The following is a 16,070-nucleotide window of genomic DNA, read 5'->3' on the forward strand; positions in this document are numbered from 1 at the left end:
ACTCTATTATAATCCTTACTTTTGAACGGTTTTTACTGTTTTATTCCTTCGGATGGAATGAATCTTTACCAATCCCTATATGCTAACCTCTACTAAAACCGGGACGATTGCAGCCGCTTTACTCCTGACGGCTGCCACGGCCGGGAGTTTTTACGGCTGCAAATCGCCCAAAGCGGCTGCCAGCCAGTCACCAACCCAATCGGCTCCGCAGGCCGTTGCTGCGGCCCCGGCTCCTGCGCCGAAAGTACCCCGCGTTCTGGTGTTCTCGCGGACCAAAGGTTTCTACCACGAATCCATTCCGACCGGTATCGCGGCCCTTCAGAAGCTGGGCCAGGAGAACGGTTTTCGAGTCGATACGACCAAGAGCGGGGCGTATTTCGTGGAAGACAGCCTGAAAAATTACAGCGCCGTGGTGTTTCTGAGTACCACCGGCAACGTCCTGAACGCCGATCAGCAGGTGGCGTTTGAACGCTACATTCAGGCCGGGGGCGGTTACATGGGCATTCACGCGGCTGCCGATACCGAATACGACTGGCCGTGGTACAACAAACTGGCCGGGGCGTATTTTCTGCACCACCCCAAACAACAGAAAGCCGCCATTGACGTAATCGACAAAAACCACCCGTCGACGAGCTTTCTGCCCGACCGCTGGGAGCGTTTCGACGAACTGTATAGCTACAAAAGCCTTAATCCGGATGTGAAAGTGCTGGCGAAGCTGGACGAAACGACCTACGAAGGAGGCCGCAACGGCGATAACCACCCGTTTGTCTGGTACCACGAATTCGACGGAGGCCGGGCATTCTACACGGGCGGGGGGCATACCCACGAGAGCTTCAGCGAACCGCTGTTTGTGCAGCACCTGCTGGGCGGTTTGAAATACGTGATGGGTGACAACAAAGACCTCGATTATTCGAAGTCGTACGCCGTGAAAACACCGGACGAAACGCGGTTTGTCAAAACCGTCCTGTCCAACGACCTCAACGAACCGATGGAACTGGCCGTGGCACCCGATGGCCGGGTGTTTATGGTCGAGCGGCCCGGTAAGTTTTATATGTACGACCCGAAAACCAAAAGCACCAAACTGGTCTACGATTTTCCGGTCAAAGCCGTCGAGAAATACCTGAACGGTCTGCTGGGCATGACGATTGACCCGAATTTTGCCAAAAACCACTTCCTGTATTTCTTCTACACGATTCAGGACGGTGAGCAGACGAAGCAGCGCATCGGGCGGTTTGTGATGAACGACGACGGTACGCTGGACCTCAAATCGGAAAAATCCATCATCGAGTTTCCGATTGATCTGGAAGTGAGCGCCCATACCGGCGGGTCGATGGCCTGGGACAAACACGGCAACCTGTTTATTTCGACGGGCGACAATACCGTGCCGTTTGAGTCAAGCGGTTTTTCACCGACCGACTGGCAGGCCGGGCGACTGACGTTCGATGCGGCCCGTTCGGCGGGAAACACAAACGATCTGCGCGGTAAAATCCTGCGCATCCATCCCGAACCAGACGGTTCGTACACCATTCCGGAAGGCAACCTGTTCCCGAAGGGCATGGACAAAACCCGGCCCGAAATCTACGTGATGGGCTGCCGGAACCCGTACCGGATTTCGGTCGATCCGGAAACGTCGATTGTGTACTGGGGTGAAATCGGTCCGGATTCGGGTACTGACGGACCGCAGGGACCACGGGGTTACGACGAGTTTAACCAGGCCAAAAAAGCCGGAAATTACGGCTGGCCGTTTTTCGTAGGAGACAGCAAGCCGTACAAAGCCTACGATTTCGCGACCAAAGCCGTCGGTGCGGAGTTCGACCCGAACGCGCCGGTGAACAATTCGCCGAACAATACCGGTCTAAAAAATCTGCCGCCGGTAACAAAAGCGATGGTCTGGTATCCGTACAGCAAATCGACGGAGTTTCCGGAGCTCGGAACGGGCGGACGGTGCGCGATGGGCGGCCCGGTGTATCACTTCGATGCCAGTCTGCAATCGGACGTGAAACTGCCGCAATACTACGACAAGGCGCTGTTTATGTACGACTGGATGCGGAATTGGGTGTATGCCGTGCGGCTGGACGAAAGCCAGAACTACAAGCGTATGGAAGCATTTATGCCGGTTCGGGGCGATTTCCGCCGTCCGGTGGATATGGAAATTGGCCCGAAAGGTGAGATTTATATGCTCGAATACGGTTCGGTGTACGGCATTGACAACGACGACGCCCGGCTGGTCAAGATCGAGTATAACCCCGGCAACCGGGCACCCGTTGCCCGCGTAATGGCCCGGGACACCATCGGTCTGGCTCCGCTGAAGGTTGCCTTTAACAGCCGCCAGAGCTACGATTTTGACGAGGACGACAAACTGAGCTACGAATGGCGGTTTGAAGGCAATCAGGTAGGTTCGACCGAAGCGAACCCGACGTACACGTTCCAGAAAAACGGTATTTACAAGGTGACGCTGAAAGTAACCGACCCAACGGGAGCCAGTTCCGTCGATACGCTGGAAATCAAGGTCGGAAACACGCTGCCGCAGGTGGCTATTGCGACCCCCGACAACAGCACGTTTTTCTTTGCCGATCAGACGCCGTTCAAATACACGGTTAATGTGACGGACAACGAGGACAAGACGATTGACAGGAAGAAGGTGAAAGTGGCCCTGAACTACATCCCAAAAGTGGCCGGTAACGAGCCGCTGGTAGGGCACCAGCAGATCACGAGTACTTTCAACCTGGGCAAGAGCCTGATGCAGGGCAGCGATTGCAAAGCCTGCCACCAGATCAACGGCAAATCGGTCGGACCGGCGTTTATGGAAGTTTCCAAAAAATACCGGGGCGACAAAACCGCTCTGGCCCGGCTGGCCAACAAGGTGATTACCGGCGGGGGCGGTGTCTGGGGGGAACACGCGATGAACGCCCACCCGCAGTTGTCGAAGGAAGACGCCACCGAAATAGTGAAGTACGTCCTGGCACTCTCGATGCAGCAGCCGGACGTAACCCTGCCGCAGCAGGGCGCGACGGTGTTGAAGGAGCACGTGGGCAAGGAGCAGACGGGCCGTTACATTCTGTCGGCGTCGTATACCGACAAGGGCGGGGCCATTACGCCCCTGACCAGCAGCCAGAGCCTGATTCTGCGCCCGGCTAAAGTAATGGCCGGAGAAGCCGATGAGGTGTACAACATGAACCGTCAGCGCGGACGGCTGGCCGCCACCCGCAACAAGGCGTATTTTGTGCTGAAAGGCGTGGACCTGAAAGGCATCCAGAAGCTGACGTTCGAGGTTGCGTCGAAAGACCAGGACGGCACGATTGAGGTGCGGACGGGTTCGCTGAAAGGGCCGGTAATTAGCACGGTGAACTACACGGCCACGGGTGCCTGGAACAAAACTGCCGAGCTAACCGCCCCGATTCAGAACCCAGGCGGCAAGCAGGATTTGTACTTCGTTTTTGTGAAAGACGACCCGAAAGCCCAGAATATCGGTGCGCTGAGCTGGGTTGCGTTTGGAAAGTAAGTTAACTAAATCTGGGGAGCGTTGTCACTCGCGGTACGCGAGTGACAACGAACTTTCCGTCTTCTTTAGCAAGGAATAACGTAGGCAGAACCGACAAGTCTACCGATTCTGATCTACCCTTCTACGAGTTCCGCTTTTTTGAGACAGGCAAAAACTTCGCGATAGAACTCGGGGTGTGATTGCCAGGTCTGTGCGGTTACTATATTTCGGTCGCGGACGGCCTGTTGGGTAGAGTAGGTGCCACCACCCGTCTCAATTTCGGTACGCACGTGTTCGTAAGCGGTTAGCGTTCGGTTGTTTGCTAATCCGGCCGTGATCAGAATCTGAATACCGTGGCAGATGGCAAAAAGCCATTTACCCTGCCGGTCAAACTCGCGGACTATTTCCAGCAGCGTGCCATTGTTGCGCAGGTATTCGGGGGCGCGGCCGCCCAGCAGCAGAATGGCGTCATAGTCGTCTACCACCACTTCCTCAATTGTCAGGTCTGATGCCAGACAATAGCCGGGCCGCTCCATATAAGTATCCCAACCGGGTTCAAAATCGTGCATCACCAGATTAAGTCGGCGTTTACTGGGGGCAACAATTACCGCCGTATCGCCTTCTTCCTGAAAGCGGTGAAGAGCATAGAGGGTTTCGTAACTTTCGCCACCATCACCGGTGACGAGCAGAATTTTGCGATTCATGGAGGAAAAGATTTAGATACAGGGGTTAATATAGCCATTTTTACCCTGTAGACAACCCCACATCATCCTCCTGCCAATTAAAATCCGCCCGTTACTGCCCACGTGCTGTACGAACGGTATTCTGGCAAATTTTGGTCAATGACCCTTGAAAGCCCGCATTGGCAAAGGAATGGAACGGAGAAGGCCCGCCAAACCCGTGAAAGCCGGGCTCTGATGCCACGGTTTGGTCACCGCTGCTTCGCTCCATGTTTCTCCAGCAACTGAAGGGTGTGTTCCAGCGCCCGGGTGTCGCTCCATTCCTCATGGCCGGGCACCAGAATCTTCGCCGTGCCAAACTGGCTCTGAACCCGGCGGATGGAATTCGCCCATTCCTTCAGGTTGGCGTCGGCAACGTTGCCCATCCCGAAAGCCGCCACACTCTTGACAAAACAGCCGCCGTGCAGAATCTGCTGATTCGGTAGCCAGACCACAATGTTGTCGCTCGTGTGCCCTTCGCCCGGAAAATAACAGCGAATCGGTTCCTGCCCAATCGTAAAGGTCGTATCGTTCGGTAGGCTGCCTTCGGGCGATTCGTAGCCCAGCTTCACGGTTTTCTGAGCCGTCAGCGGGGTGCTGACCACGCGGATGCCTGCCTTTCGGAGTTCGCTCACCCCGCCAATCCGGTCTTCGTGGGCATGGGTGACAATGCAAAGCAGGACGGGTTGACGCAGGTTGTCGGCCACCCACTGAAGCAGTTGCCGGGTGTTGTCGGTGTTGCCGTCGCTGTCCCAACCCGTGTCTACCAGCACAATGCCGTCCTTCGTTTTGATAATGAGGCCGTTGGAAGGAATGCTGTTGTTCTGATACACCCCGTAGGTGGTATGGACAAGCACCTGATCGGTAAGGGGCGTCACCACCAGTTTCGGCTTTTGTGTGGATTGCGCCGGGGCAAAACCGTGGAAAAGAAGGGCGAAAATAAATGCCGTCAGAATACGCATGAGGAAGAGTTGGCTGATGAAGAAGCATCCGAAACCGTCTTAGGCAAAGTTGCAAAAATGTTTCCTATCTTGTACCATCGGGCAACTGATCACAACTCCGAAACCGCCAAAATGCCCTACCTTTGCGGGCATGATGAATCGTATTCTTGCCTTATTTCTTCTCACAACGGCCCCGCTGCTGGCGCAGGAACCATCGGCCGACCGCATTCAGAAACACATTGAAAAACTCGCTTCCGACAAAATGAAGGGGCGTGGAACCGGCAGCCGCGAAAACGCCAAAGCAGCCGCCTACATTGCCCGTCATTTCCGGAAATACGGTTTGAAACCGCTCGGCGAAGACGGTTTTTACCAGCATTTTACGGCCAAAGTCCGGCGCGTGGTGGTGCTCGACAGTATCCGCAAAGCCGCCAACGTCATCGGTTTTCTGGACAACGGCGCAACCCATACCATCGTCATTGGTGCCCACTACGATCACCTGGGTACGGGCAATCAGGGCAGTTCGCTGGCAGAAAATGCACAGGGACAGATTCACAACGGGGCCGACGACAATGCTTCGGGCGTGGCCGGTTTGCTGGAACTGGCGCAGTACTACGCCAAAAACAACGTCAAAGAACCGTATAACCTGCTGTTCATGGCGTTTGGGGCGGAGGAACTGGGGTTGCTGGGTTCGCGGCATTTCCTGAACCACCCGACATTGCCGCTCGACCGGCTGAACTTCATGATCTGCATGGATATGATTGGCCGGTATGACCCGAATCGGGGGGTGGGTATTGGCGGCTACGGAACCGCCGATGCCTGGCCGGACGTGTTCAAAGGCGTTACGGCTGACATTAAATTCTTCACCGACCGGGCCGGAAACGGTGGCTCCGACAATGCGGCTTTTTACGCCAAACAGATTCCGGTGCTGTTTTTCCATACCGGTGGCCACCCGGATTACCACAAGCCGGGCGACGATCCGGACAAAATCGACGCGAAAGCTGAGGAGGAAATCCTGCGGCTGGAAATCAAGCTGATCGACAACGCGATGAAGCTGCCCAAAATGACGTTTACGCCGGTGAAGTAAACCGTCATCCGTGGCGTAATTTATAAGGATATGTTCGGGAAAACGGCTGTAAATGAGCTAGAAACGTGCTATATTGAGCATCCTCAAAAAGCAACCGGTTTTCCCGATGACGTCCGCCAAGAAAATTCTTTGTGCTGTAGTTTTCTTTTTTCTCAGTTTCTGTCCTTTTTTCCTTCGGGCGCAGGAAAAAACGATTCCGCCGAAAACCATACCGGAGTTACAACGGGCCATTGAAGCCGTTCTGAAAAGAACCGGAACCCCGGGCGTTGGGGTGGCTCTGGTGCAGGGTGACAGTGCCGTTTTGGTAGCGGGACTGGTGCTGGCCAATCGGGAGAAAAAGATAAACGCTACCGAAAATACGCTGTTCCGGATCGGTTCGGTGTCGAAGATGTTCGTGTCGCTGGCGGTATTGAAACTTCAGGAAGAAGGCCGGATCAGTCTGAAAGACAAGGTCCGGGATCTGGCTCCGGAAATCGCGTTTACGAACCCGTGGGAGGATACCGCCCCGATTCGGGTCGAGCATTTGCTGGAACATACCACGGGTTGGGACGATATGCACATTGCGGATTATGCCCTCAACGATCCGAACCTAACGCTGAAACAGGGGCTCGACTTTCTACCCGACACGCGGACGTCCCGCTGGATGCCGGGCACGCGGATGGCCTACAGCAATTCGGGACCGCCGGTAGCCGCCTACATCCTCGAAAAACTGACCGGCCAGCGGTTTGAAGACTACATACAGGCTCATTTTTTTCAGCCGATGGGCATGACAACGGCCACGTATTTTGCGTCGGACCTTTACCGGCAACAGGGAGCCACCTTGTACGTGAACAACGATCCCCAACCGTATTGGAACATCAGCGTTCGTCCATCGGGAGCCATTAATGCGTCGCCGAAGGACATGGCCCAGATGCTCCGGTTTTTTATCAACCGTGGTCAGGCGGGTGGTCGGCAACTCCTGAGTGCAGCCTCCCTGAACCGTATGGAAACGCCTTCCACGACCACCGGTGCCCGCGCTGGTCTGGACTATGGATACGGTTTGGCCAATTATTCGACCCCATTTAAGCGGTTTGTGTACCGCTCCCACAATGGTGGAGTGAACGGCGGAATGGCGGATTTTTCGTATCTCCCGCAATACCGTGTGGGCTACGCCATCATGATCAATAGCCTGAACGGAAATGCCCTCCACCAGATTGGGGAGCTGATCCGGAATTTTCAAACCGCCCCGTTTCAGGGTGATTCGGCCCGGAAAAAACCGCTGGCGGAGGAGTTTGACGATGTGCTTTCGGGCTATTACATTCCGATTAACCCACGGGTGCAAAAGATGTATTTTCAACAGCGAATTGTGGACGTGAAGCGCCTTTGGCGGAACAAAAATTTTCTTTTTAGCCGAAACCTCTTCGGGGGCGGTTTAGAAACCCACGTCGCCGTAACCGACCGGCAGTATGCCTCGCCCGAGACGGGCAAAATCAGTTTGGTGCAGGTAAACGACCCGCTGGCCGGGGACGTCGTTCATCTGGGAGGGCTGGTTTTGATGCGGGTTTCACCGTTTCTGGCGGTTGGCCAATACGTGCTGAGTCTTATCTGGATAGTTTACCTGCTGGGTTCGGTGCTTTTCGGGAGCATTTGGTTTATTCGGTACTGGCGGACCCGACGGGGGAGCCAGGAGACGCGCCACCTTATTCAGTGGCCTTTTCTGACGAGTCTGCTTTTTCTGGCGACCACGATCGTGGGTATCATTGGTGGGGCCGACCCGATGGAGCGGCTGGGAAAGGTCGGGTTTGTGTCGGTTTCCGGTTTGATTTTGTCTGTTCTTTTTGCGCTGGCGGCTGTCTGGTCCGTCATCACCCTGATCCGGCAACGGAAGCCGAACGGGAGCAGGACCATCTACTGGCACACCGCTGTGCTGGCGATTTTGCATTTTGTCGCCACCTGTTATTTGACCTGGTATGGGGCCATTGGCGTACCCACCTGGCAGTAATGGAAAAACCGTTAACACTAAATTTACCCTGCCACCAACACTTTCACCCCGCGTTCTTCCAGTTGCTGCACGGTTTCGTCCGGCACGCCCGCATCCGTGATCAGGTAATGAATCTGGTCGAGTGAGCCAATCTTGCCAATGCCGCGTTTGCCGAATTTCGAGCTGTCGGCCAGCACCACCACGGTTTGGGCGGTATCGATCATTTTCCGGTTCAGACTGGTTTCGGTCAGGTTGCTGATCGACAGGCCAAACTCAAAATCAACGCCGTCGACCCCCACAAACAACAGCCCGCAGGACAGGTTATCGAGCATCTGTTCGGCATACGACCCCACCGCCGACGACGAATTCGGGCGAATGAGTCCGCCGAGCTGCCAGACTTCCACGTTGGGCCGGTTGCTGAGTTCGGCGGCAACTTTCACCGCCGGGGTGATGACCGTCAGCCGATGGGTGGGGTGGAGGATACGCGCCAGTTCAAAGACCGTTGTGCCGGAACTGATCAGAATGGAGTCGTTCTGGCCGATGAGCGTCAGGGCGGTTTTGGCGATCTTCTGTTTTTCGTCCGCCCGGATTAGGGCTTTCTCGTCGATTGGCTTCTCAAAGGCGTACGGATTCGTGATGGAGCCGCCCCCGCGCGTCCGGAACAGCAGGCTCTTATCTTCCAGCAGTTTCAAATCCTTCCGGATGGTTACGCCCGACACTTCCATCAGGTCGCTGAGTTCCTGAATAGAAACGGTGCCGCTTTCCTTCAACCGCTGCAATATAAACTGATGTCTTTCGGTAATCGTCTTCATAAATCAACTAAAACCTTGTTTTGGAGACTAGAAAGAAGGGCGCTGGATACCAATACGATTCAGGACTATTTCTTTCCAGACAGGACCAAACTCTTTCTAATAAGGTTTCATAAAGTTAAATTATATTTCATTTTGTTTAACTATTTTTTATTTGTTTGTTTGCATACAAGTTAATCTGATTTAAATGCAAATCGGATTGGGCTATTCCTAAACCTTAATTGTCTATGAATTCTCCGTCACTTTTTGAAAAAGCCGGTCTGCCCAAACCGTTGGCCTGGGGCTACCTGGGCATCATCATTTTCATGATGGGCGACGGTGTCGAACAGGGCTGGCTCAGTCCGTACCTGCTCGAACACGGTATGAGCATCCAGCAATCGGCCTCGCTGTTTACGGTGTACGGCATCACCATCGCCATTTCATCCTGGTTTTCGGGCGTACTGGCCGAGGGCTACGGTCCCCGGAAGGCCATGCTGGCGGGCCTGCTGCTGTACATCATCGGCACGGTCGGTTTTGTCGGTTTCGGTATGGCTAAGCTGGATTTCCCGGTCATGCTGCTGACCTACGCCGTTCGCGGTTTTGGCTATCCGTTGTTTGCGTATTCGTTTCTGGTCTGGATTACCTACCGCACTCCTCAGGAAAAGCTGGGCCGGGCCGTGGGCTGGTTCTGGTTTGTGTTCACCGGCGGTCTGAACGTCTTCGGGGCGTATTATTCGAGCTGGGCCATCGAGCGACTGGGCTATCAGAACACCCTGTGGTCGTCTATCTTCTGGGTGGCGCTGGGCGGTTTTTTCGCCCTCGTCCTGAACCGCGACAAATTTGTTCCGTCGGCAGCTCGGGCGGGCGATAAGACAAAAGAACTCCTCAACGGCTTGACCATCGTACAGAAAGAACCCAAGGTGCTCATTGGCGGCATTGTCCGGATCATCAACACAACGGCGCAGTTCGCCTTTCCGGTTTTCCTGCCCATTTACCTGGCCGATTTTGGTTTCAGCACGGTCGAATGGCTCCAGATCTGGGGGACGATTTTCACGAGTAACATCATTTTTAACCTGCTCTTCGGCTTCATTGGCGACCGGCTGGGCTGGCAGAATACCATTATGTGGTTTGGGGGTGTGGGCTGCGGCATTACCACGCTGCTGTTCTACTATTCGCCCGTCTGGTTTGGCGGAAGTTACGCGCTGGTGCTGCTCTCGGGCGTCCTCTGGGGCGGTTTGCTGGCGGGCTATGTGCCGCTGTCGGCACTGGTGCCTTCGCTGGTGAAAGAAGATAAGGGGGCGGCAATGGCCATTCTGAATCTGGGCGCCGGACTGCCGGTTTTTGTCGGACCCGCCATCGTCGGGCTGACCATCGGCTCCATCGGCAGCGAGGGCGTGGTCTGGGTATTGGCCATCCTGTACTTCATCAGCGCCGTCCTCACCCGGTTTATCACCCTACCCAAAGAAACGGCTTCCGAGCCGCAAACGGTCACCATTTAATCTGTCAGTAAACCGTAAACTGGCACCCTTTTTTAACGCATGAAAATACTAATCACCGCACCCTACCACCAGACGGCGCAGGACGAATTGACGAGCTGGTTTGGCGAAATTATTTACCGTCCCTGGAAACTCCAGGAACGAGCTTATACGGAATCCGAGCTGATCGAACTGCTTCAGGAGATCCGGCCCGACACCCTCATTACCGAACACGATGAGGTCACAGCCGCCGTGATCGAAGCGTATCCGGCCTTACGGTTTATCGGCGTGTGCCGGGGAACACCCTCGAACGTGGCGGTTTCGACGGCAACCGAAAAAGGCATTCCGGTGTTCAACACCCCGGCCCGCAACGCTCAGGCCGTGGCCGAAATGTTTATCGCGAACCTCGTTACGCTGATGCGGAACACGCTGGCGGCCATTCGCTGGCTGGAGGGCGAAAACTGGGAAGAGGGCGCGCATACGTCGTATCTCCAGTTCAAGGGAAACGAAATTGCGGGCAAAACCATCGGGATGGTGGGTTTTGGCGCGGTGGGCCAGACCATCGCGAACCTGCTCCGGCATTTTCCGGCCCGGATTCAGTACTACGACCCGTACTACACGTCCGACGATCCGGCGTACGTCAAAACCGATCTGGAAACCGTCTTCAAAAACAGCGATGTGGTGTCGATTCACCTGCCGGTTAATGACGAAACCAAAGGACTGATCGACCATCGGTTGTTGTCGCTGATGAAACCGGATGCGATTTTTGTCAATACCGCCCGGGCCGTGGTAGTGAATCGCGAGGCTCTGCTGGACGTGCTGGAAAACGGCAAAATTCGGGGTGCCATTCTGGATGTGTTCGACCACGAACCGCCGGATGAATTGGATTACAAACTCATTCACAGGGAGGATGTGCTGGCCACTCCGCACATTGCCGGGGCTACATTCGAGGTGGAAGATCATCACGCCGACATCATGAACAAGGCCCTGCGGCAGTTCTTTATCGAAGACAACAAGGCCGTCCGGCAACTGGTCAACCCGTCGGCATTGACCGTTAAAAACGCGTAAGCCCATGGGTCAGGATGCCTATTTAATTATCGACGTGGGCACCGGTAATGTCCGGGTCGCCGTGGTCGAGCCCAGCGGAACCGTGCTCGGCGTTGCGCGGGCGGATATGCCCTACGAACGGGATGAAGCTTATCCGGAATCGATTTATTTCGACCCCGATCACCTCTGGCAACTGATTGTCGGACTGGCCAAAACAGCTTTGGCCGATAGCGGAACGGTCCAGATTCGGGCTATTACCGCCACCAGCCAGCGGGAAGGCATTGTAGCCATCGGCAAGGCGGGCCAGTCGCTGATCGGGATGCCGAACATCGACCACCGGGGCCGTGAGTGGGAAGATTCGATAGCTGACAAAAACCGGGTGTATCAGCTCGCCGGGCGGTATCCCACCTCCCTGTTTTCTGCCCTGAAACTGGTCGGACTGCGGGAACGGAGAAAGGCGCTTTGGAGCGAAACGGCCACTTTCCTGAGCATCAGCGACTGGGTGCAGTACCAGCTCAGCGGCACGGCCCGGTACGAACATTCGCAGGCATCGGAAACGCTGCTGTACGACGTTGCCGCCAAACAATGGTCGGCGGAATTGTGCGGTTTTTTCGATCTGGATACGGACCTGTTGCCGCCTTTGCAGGGTGCCGGAACCGTGCTGGGACCGGTGTTGCCGGGCATGGGTGCTGAACTAGGCATTCCGTCCGATGCGCAGGTGGTGGTTGGTGGGGCCGATACGCAACTGGCGATTCGGAGCCTGCAACCGTCGGTCGATGATGTGGTCATTGTATCGGGTACCACGACACCGATCATCAAGCTGGTCGATCAGTACCTGACCGATGAACAGCAGCGCACCTGGACCAATCGGCACATTGACGAAACCGGCTTTATTCTGGAAACCAACGCGGGCGTAACCGGCCTGAATTACCAGCGGCTGAAAGCGATTTTTTACCCCAACGAAAGCTACGAAGTCATTGAAACCGAGCTGGCCGGAACGGATCATTCCAATTGTGTCGCAGCGCTGGGCTCCTTGCTGGCCGACGAAAAAACTCCGCTTATCCGGGGCGGTTTTCTGTTCAATACGCCGGTTTCGCATCAGCTCACGCGGGCCGACTTCGTGCGGGCCACGCTCTGGGACATGGCGTGCAGCATCTACGAAAATTACCGGAGCCTCTGCGCCGTTACCCCGCATACCGAAAGCTACGTCTGGACCTGCGGGGGCGGTATGCAAAGCCGGACCCTGCGCCAGTATCTCGCCAATCTGACTCAAAAAACCGTTCGCATCCGGAATACGTACCAACAGGCATCGGTGGTCGGTGGGGCCTTTTTGTGCAACGACGCGCTGGGCATTTCGGGAATGGCGCCGGTGACGGAAGACGAGGTTCAGCCGGAGGAGCCGGAACGGTTTCAGCAGTTATACGAAGCGTGGAAAAAGACGCGGAACGTTTTTAAAACCATGCAATAATGGCGGCTTATTTTATTGGAATTGATGTGGGGACGCAGGGCGTGCGGGTGGTGCTGACGGATGAAACCGGTCGGGTTTGGGGCAGTCAGGAAGCGGTTTTGCCGCTGACCGACCGTTCGCGCGAGGAACAGTCGCCCGCAGACTGGTGGGCGTCGGCGCTGGATTGCCTGAAAACCGTTCTGACCGCGTTGCGGAACGAAATCGATCTGCAACAGGTCAAGGCAGTGGCGGTTACGTCAACCTCCGGCACGGTGATTCCGCTGGATGCGCAGAACGAGCCGCTGCACGATGCCCTGATGTACAGTGACAACCGGTCGGCCGCGGAAGGCAAACAGTGCAAAACCGTGGCTGAGCGTTTTCAGCCGGAGGGCTATACGGGTTTCAATGCATCGAGCGGCCTTTCCAAAATGGTCTGGTTTGCGCAGCATTTTCCGGAGAAAACCGCCCGGTTGCACACCTGGATTCATGCCGCCGATTACATCACGGGCCAGTTGTCCGGGAATTTTCGGGTGACGGATTTGACGAATGCGTTAAAATCGGGGTATGACGTAAAAAATGGCGGCTGGCCCGCGTATCTTTTCGAGCAGTTGCCCCTGAAACGCGAATGGATGCAGGAGGTGGTGCCGTCCGGAAAACCGATCGGCAAACTCCGGCCCGAACTGGCGAACACGCTGGGTTTGCCCGAAATTACGGTTGTCGCGGGCATGACCGACGGTTGTGCCTCGCAGGTGGCGTCGGGGGCCGTGCGGCCCGGCGACTGGAATACGACCATCGGCACAACGCTGGTAGTCAAGGGCGTGACGACCCGGGAAGTAAAAGACCCCGAAGGCCGACTGTACAGCCACCGGCACCCCGAAGGCTACTGGATGCCGGGCGGAGCCAGCAATACCGGGGCCGATTGGGTAACCGCCGGATTCCGTGACCGGTTGCCGGAGCTAACGGAAGCGGCCGCTCAGCGGATTCCGACACCTTATACGGCTTATCCGTTGCGGCAGGCGGGCGAACGGTTTCCGTTTATTTCGGTCCAGGCGCGCGGTTTTGCGCCGGAAGGACTGTCGGACGTTGATTTGTTTGCGGTTAATATGGAGGGTGTTGCCTACCTGGAGCGTTACGCCTATGAACTGATTGAGCAGTTGTCGGGCGAGACGGTGCGGGCGGTGTATACGGCAGGGGGAGCCAGTAACAGCGATGTCTGGCTGACAATTCGCGCCAGTGTGCTAAACCGCCCGGTTTTCAAGTGCGCGGAGGTGACGGGTGCGGTGGGGGCGGCTATTCTGGCGGCTTCCCAGACGCATTTTCGTTCGTTGACGGAAGCGGCTCAGGCCATGACGCAGGTAGAAAAAGAAATAAAACCGTCCGACGATCTGGTGCGGGCCTACGAGGTCGGTTATCAGCGATTTGTCGGTACATTGCGGGAAAAAGGATTTATTGACTAGAAAAACAAATGTTGACAGTTTATTTGCTCCGGCACGGAGAAACGTTTTGGAATGCGGACGGTAACCGTTATTGCGGGGCCACCGATATTGGATTAACCGACAAAGGAGTTGAGCAGGCCCACGGCGCGGCCCGGTTGTTAAGCGGTCTTGCGTTCGATGCCATTTACTCGTCACCGCTTCAGCGGGCGTTCCGAACGGCGCAGATTGCTTCCGGAAAACCGGAGGTAGTCGTGGCCGATGAGCGGCTGACGGAAGCCAGTTTTGGCGATTGGGAAGGAAAAACGCGGGAAGAATTTATTGCCGAAAAACCGGAGTTGTGGGACAACTGGTGTGCCTCGCCCGACGATACGCGGGCGGGTGGTTGCGGGGAGACGGCAATGGAAGTCGTCAACCGGGTCGATGATTTCTTTCAGGACATTCGCCAGAAGCACGACGGGCAGACGGTTTTGGTGGTCGCGCACAATGCCGTTAACCGGTTTTACATGGCCTGGAAACTCGGGATGCCCCTGAAAAATTACCGGCGGTTGATGCAGGACAATTCGACGATTACGGTTTTTACGCTGGACGAAGAAAATGAGTTTAGTTTGCTCAAATTGAATTGCCGTTAACTTGAGGATAAGCGTATGATACGATTAATCACAGCCCTGTTTTTGATTCTTTTGACGACGGGTGTAAAGGCCCAGCAGACGCTGCATGTGCTGGCGTTTAAATCGCCCAAAGAGCTGCATCAGTTTTTTCGGTGGACAGGGAAAGACATTCCCATTGTCAGCGGTCACCGGGGCGGTATGATCAAGGGATTTCCGGAAAACTCGCTGGCGACGTTTGAAAATACCCTGAAACACACCCCGGCTTTTTTCGAAATCGACCCGCGACTGACGAAAGACAGCGTGATTGTGCTGATGCACGATGCCACGCTCGACCGGACCACCAACGGCACCGGAAAAGTGGGGGACTACACCTGGGAAGAACTGAAAAAGCTCCGGCTGAAAGACCCCGAGGGCAACGTCACCGAACACCGCATTCCGACGCTGGCCGAAACCATCGAGTGGGCGCGGGGCAAAACCGTGCTGAATCTGGATAAAAAAGACGTGCCGTTTCCGATGATTGCCGACATCATCCGGAAGCATAAAGCCGAAGCGTTTGTGATGCTGACGGTGCATAGCCCGGCCGAAGCCGCGTATTACCTGAAAGGACACAAAAATCAGATGTTCTCGGCGCATATGCTGACCCCCCAGGTTGTTGCGGACTACGAAAAAGCCCGTATTCCCTTCTCGCAGCTTATCGCCTACATCGGGCCGCGCGTCAAACCCGAAAATAAGGAGATGTACAAGCTGCTGAATGCCAAAGGGGTGATGTGCATGATTTCGTCAGCGCCGAGCTACGACAAGCTCAAAACCCCGGCGGAGCGGGCCGAAGCCTACCGGAATGTTTTCGCCGACGGTGCCAGCATTCTGGAGTCCGACCTGCCCATCGAAACCGCCGAAGCTATTCAGTCGATTTTGCCCGCTAAAAGCGCCAAATCGATTTATTTCAAAAAAGCCACGTTCAGCGACCGGTTTTAAACGATCCACCAAGTGAGGGGATATACCTGGTTTCTTATCTTAGACTGAGGAACTGGGTGTATCCGATCAGGTTCGGCTTCCTGCAAAATTCTGTACAGGCTATTGTCTA

General features: G+C 55.5%; 12 protein-coding genes. 9 read left to right on the plus strand and 3 right to left on the minus strand.

Annotated features, from left to right (window positions below; translation table 11 throughout):
• The first annotated feature begins 79 nt into the window (after positions 1-79).
• Positions 80-3,502, plus strand: a complete 3,423-nt coding sequence (locus LX87_RS17465; RefSeq protein ID WP_111629551.1) for a ThuA domain-containing protein — start codon at positions 80-82, stop codon at positions 3,500-3,502.
• Between the two features lie 113 nt (positions 3,503-3,615).
• On the opposite strand, the gene LX87_RS17470 is transcribed toward LX87_RS17465, so the two are convergent.
• Positions 3,616-4,185, minus strand: coding sequence for a DJ-1/PfpI family protein (locus tag LX87_RS17470; RefSeq protein WP_111629552.1), 570 nt, complete (start codon positions 4,183-4,185; stop codon positions 3,616-3,618).
• A 227-nt stretch (positions 4,186-4,412) separates the two neighbouring features.
• Positions 4,413-5,162 (minus strand): subclass B1 metallo-beta-lactamase, encoded by a 750-nt coding sequence (gene bla, locus LX87_RS17475; protein ID WP_111629553.1) that lies wholly within the window; start codon positions 5,160-5,162, stop codon positions 4,413-4,415.
• A 130-nt stretch (positions 5,163-5,292) separates the two neighbouring features.
• On the opposite strand from bla, the gene LX87_RS17480 reads away from it, so the two are divergent.
• Complete coding sequence (locus tag LX87_RS17480; RefSeq protein WP_111629554.1) at positions 5,293-6,225, plus strand: M20/M25/M40 family metallo-hydrolase; 933 nt, start codon at positions 5,293-5,295, stop codon at positions 6,223-6,225.
• A gap of 106 nt (positions 6,226-6,331) precedes the next feature.
• The gene (locus tag LX87_RS17485) at positions 6,332-8,206 is read left to right on the plus strand and encodes a serine hydrolase domain-containing protein (protein WP_111629555.1); all 1,875 of its coding nucleotides are present in this window, start codon (positions 6,332-6,334) and stop codon (positions 8,204-8,206) included.
• A 23-nt stretch (positions 8,207-8,229) separates the two neighbouring features.
• On the opposite strand, the gene LX87_RS17490 is transcribed toward LX87_RS17485, so the two are convergent.
• Positions 8,230-8,997 (minus strand): DeoR/GlpR family DNA-binding transcription regulator, encoded by a 768-nt coding sequence (locus LX87_RS17490; protein WP_111629556.1) that lies wholly within the window; start codon positions 8,995-8,997, stop codon positions 8,230-8,232.
• Between the two features lie 224 nt (positions 8,998-9,221).
• Here LX87_RS17490 and LX87_RS17495 point away from each other — a divergent pair, with 224 nt between their 5' ends.
• Genes LX87_RS17495 through LX87_RS17520 form a run of 6 tightly spaced genes read left to right on the plus strand, consistent with a single transcriptional unit; the run spans position 9,222 to position 15,961 of the window.
• Positions 9,222-10,472 (plus strand): MFS transporter, encoded by a 1,251-nt coding sequence (locus tag LX87_RS17495; protein WP_111629557.1) that lies wholly within the window; start codon positions 9,222-9,224, stop codon positions 10,470-10,472.
• Positions 10,473-10,511: 39 nt separating this feature from the next.
• A complete protein-coding gene (locus LX87_RS17500; RefSeq protein WP_111629558.1) occupies positions 10,512-11,516 on the plus strand; it encodes a 2-hydroxyacid dehydrogenase in 1,005 nt (334 codons plus the stop codon).
• 4 nt (positions 11,517-11,520) lie between these two features.
• A complete protein-coding gene (locus LX87_RS17505; RefSeq protein WP_111629559.1) occupies positions 11,521-12,963 on the plus strand; it encodes an FGGY-family carbohydrate kinase in 1,443 nt (480 codons plus the stop codon).
• The gene (locus LX87_RS17510; protein ID WP_111629560.1) at positions 12,963-14,399 is read left to right on the plus strand and encodes an FGGY-family carbohydrate kinase; all 1,437 of its coding nucleotides are present in this window, start codon (positions 12,963-12,965) and stop codon (positions 14,397-14,399) included. Before LX87_RS17505 ends, LX87_RS17510 begins: the two co-directional genes overlap by 1 nt.
• A gap of 8 nt (positions 14,400-14,407) precedes the next feature.
• Positions 14,408-15,007: a histidine phosphatase family protein gene (locus LX87_RS17515; protein WP_111629561.1), complete on the plus strand. Its 600-nt coding sequence runs from the start codon at positions 14,408-14,410 to the stop codon at positions 15,005-15,007.
• Between the two features lie 15 nt (positions 15,008-15,022).
• The gene (locus tag LX87_RS17520) at positions 15,023-15,961 is read left to right on the plus strand and encodes a glycerophosphodiester phosphodiesterase family protein (protein WP_111629562.1); all 939 of its coding nucleotides are present in this window, start codon (positions 15,023-15,025) and stop codon (positions 15,959-15,961) included.
• Positions 15,962-16,070 lie beyond the last annotated feature (109 nt).

The organism is Larkinella arboricola, from assembly GCF_003259745.1.
Classification (GTDB): Bacteria; Bacteroidota; Bacteroidia; order Cytophagales; family Spirosomataceae; genus Larkinella; species Larkinella arboricola.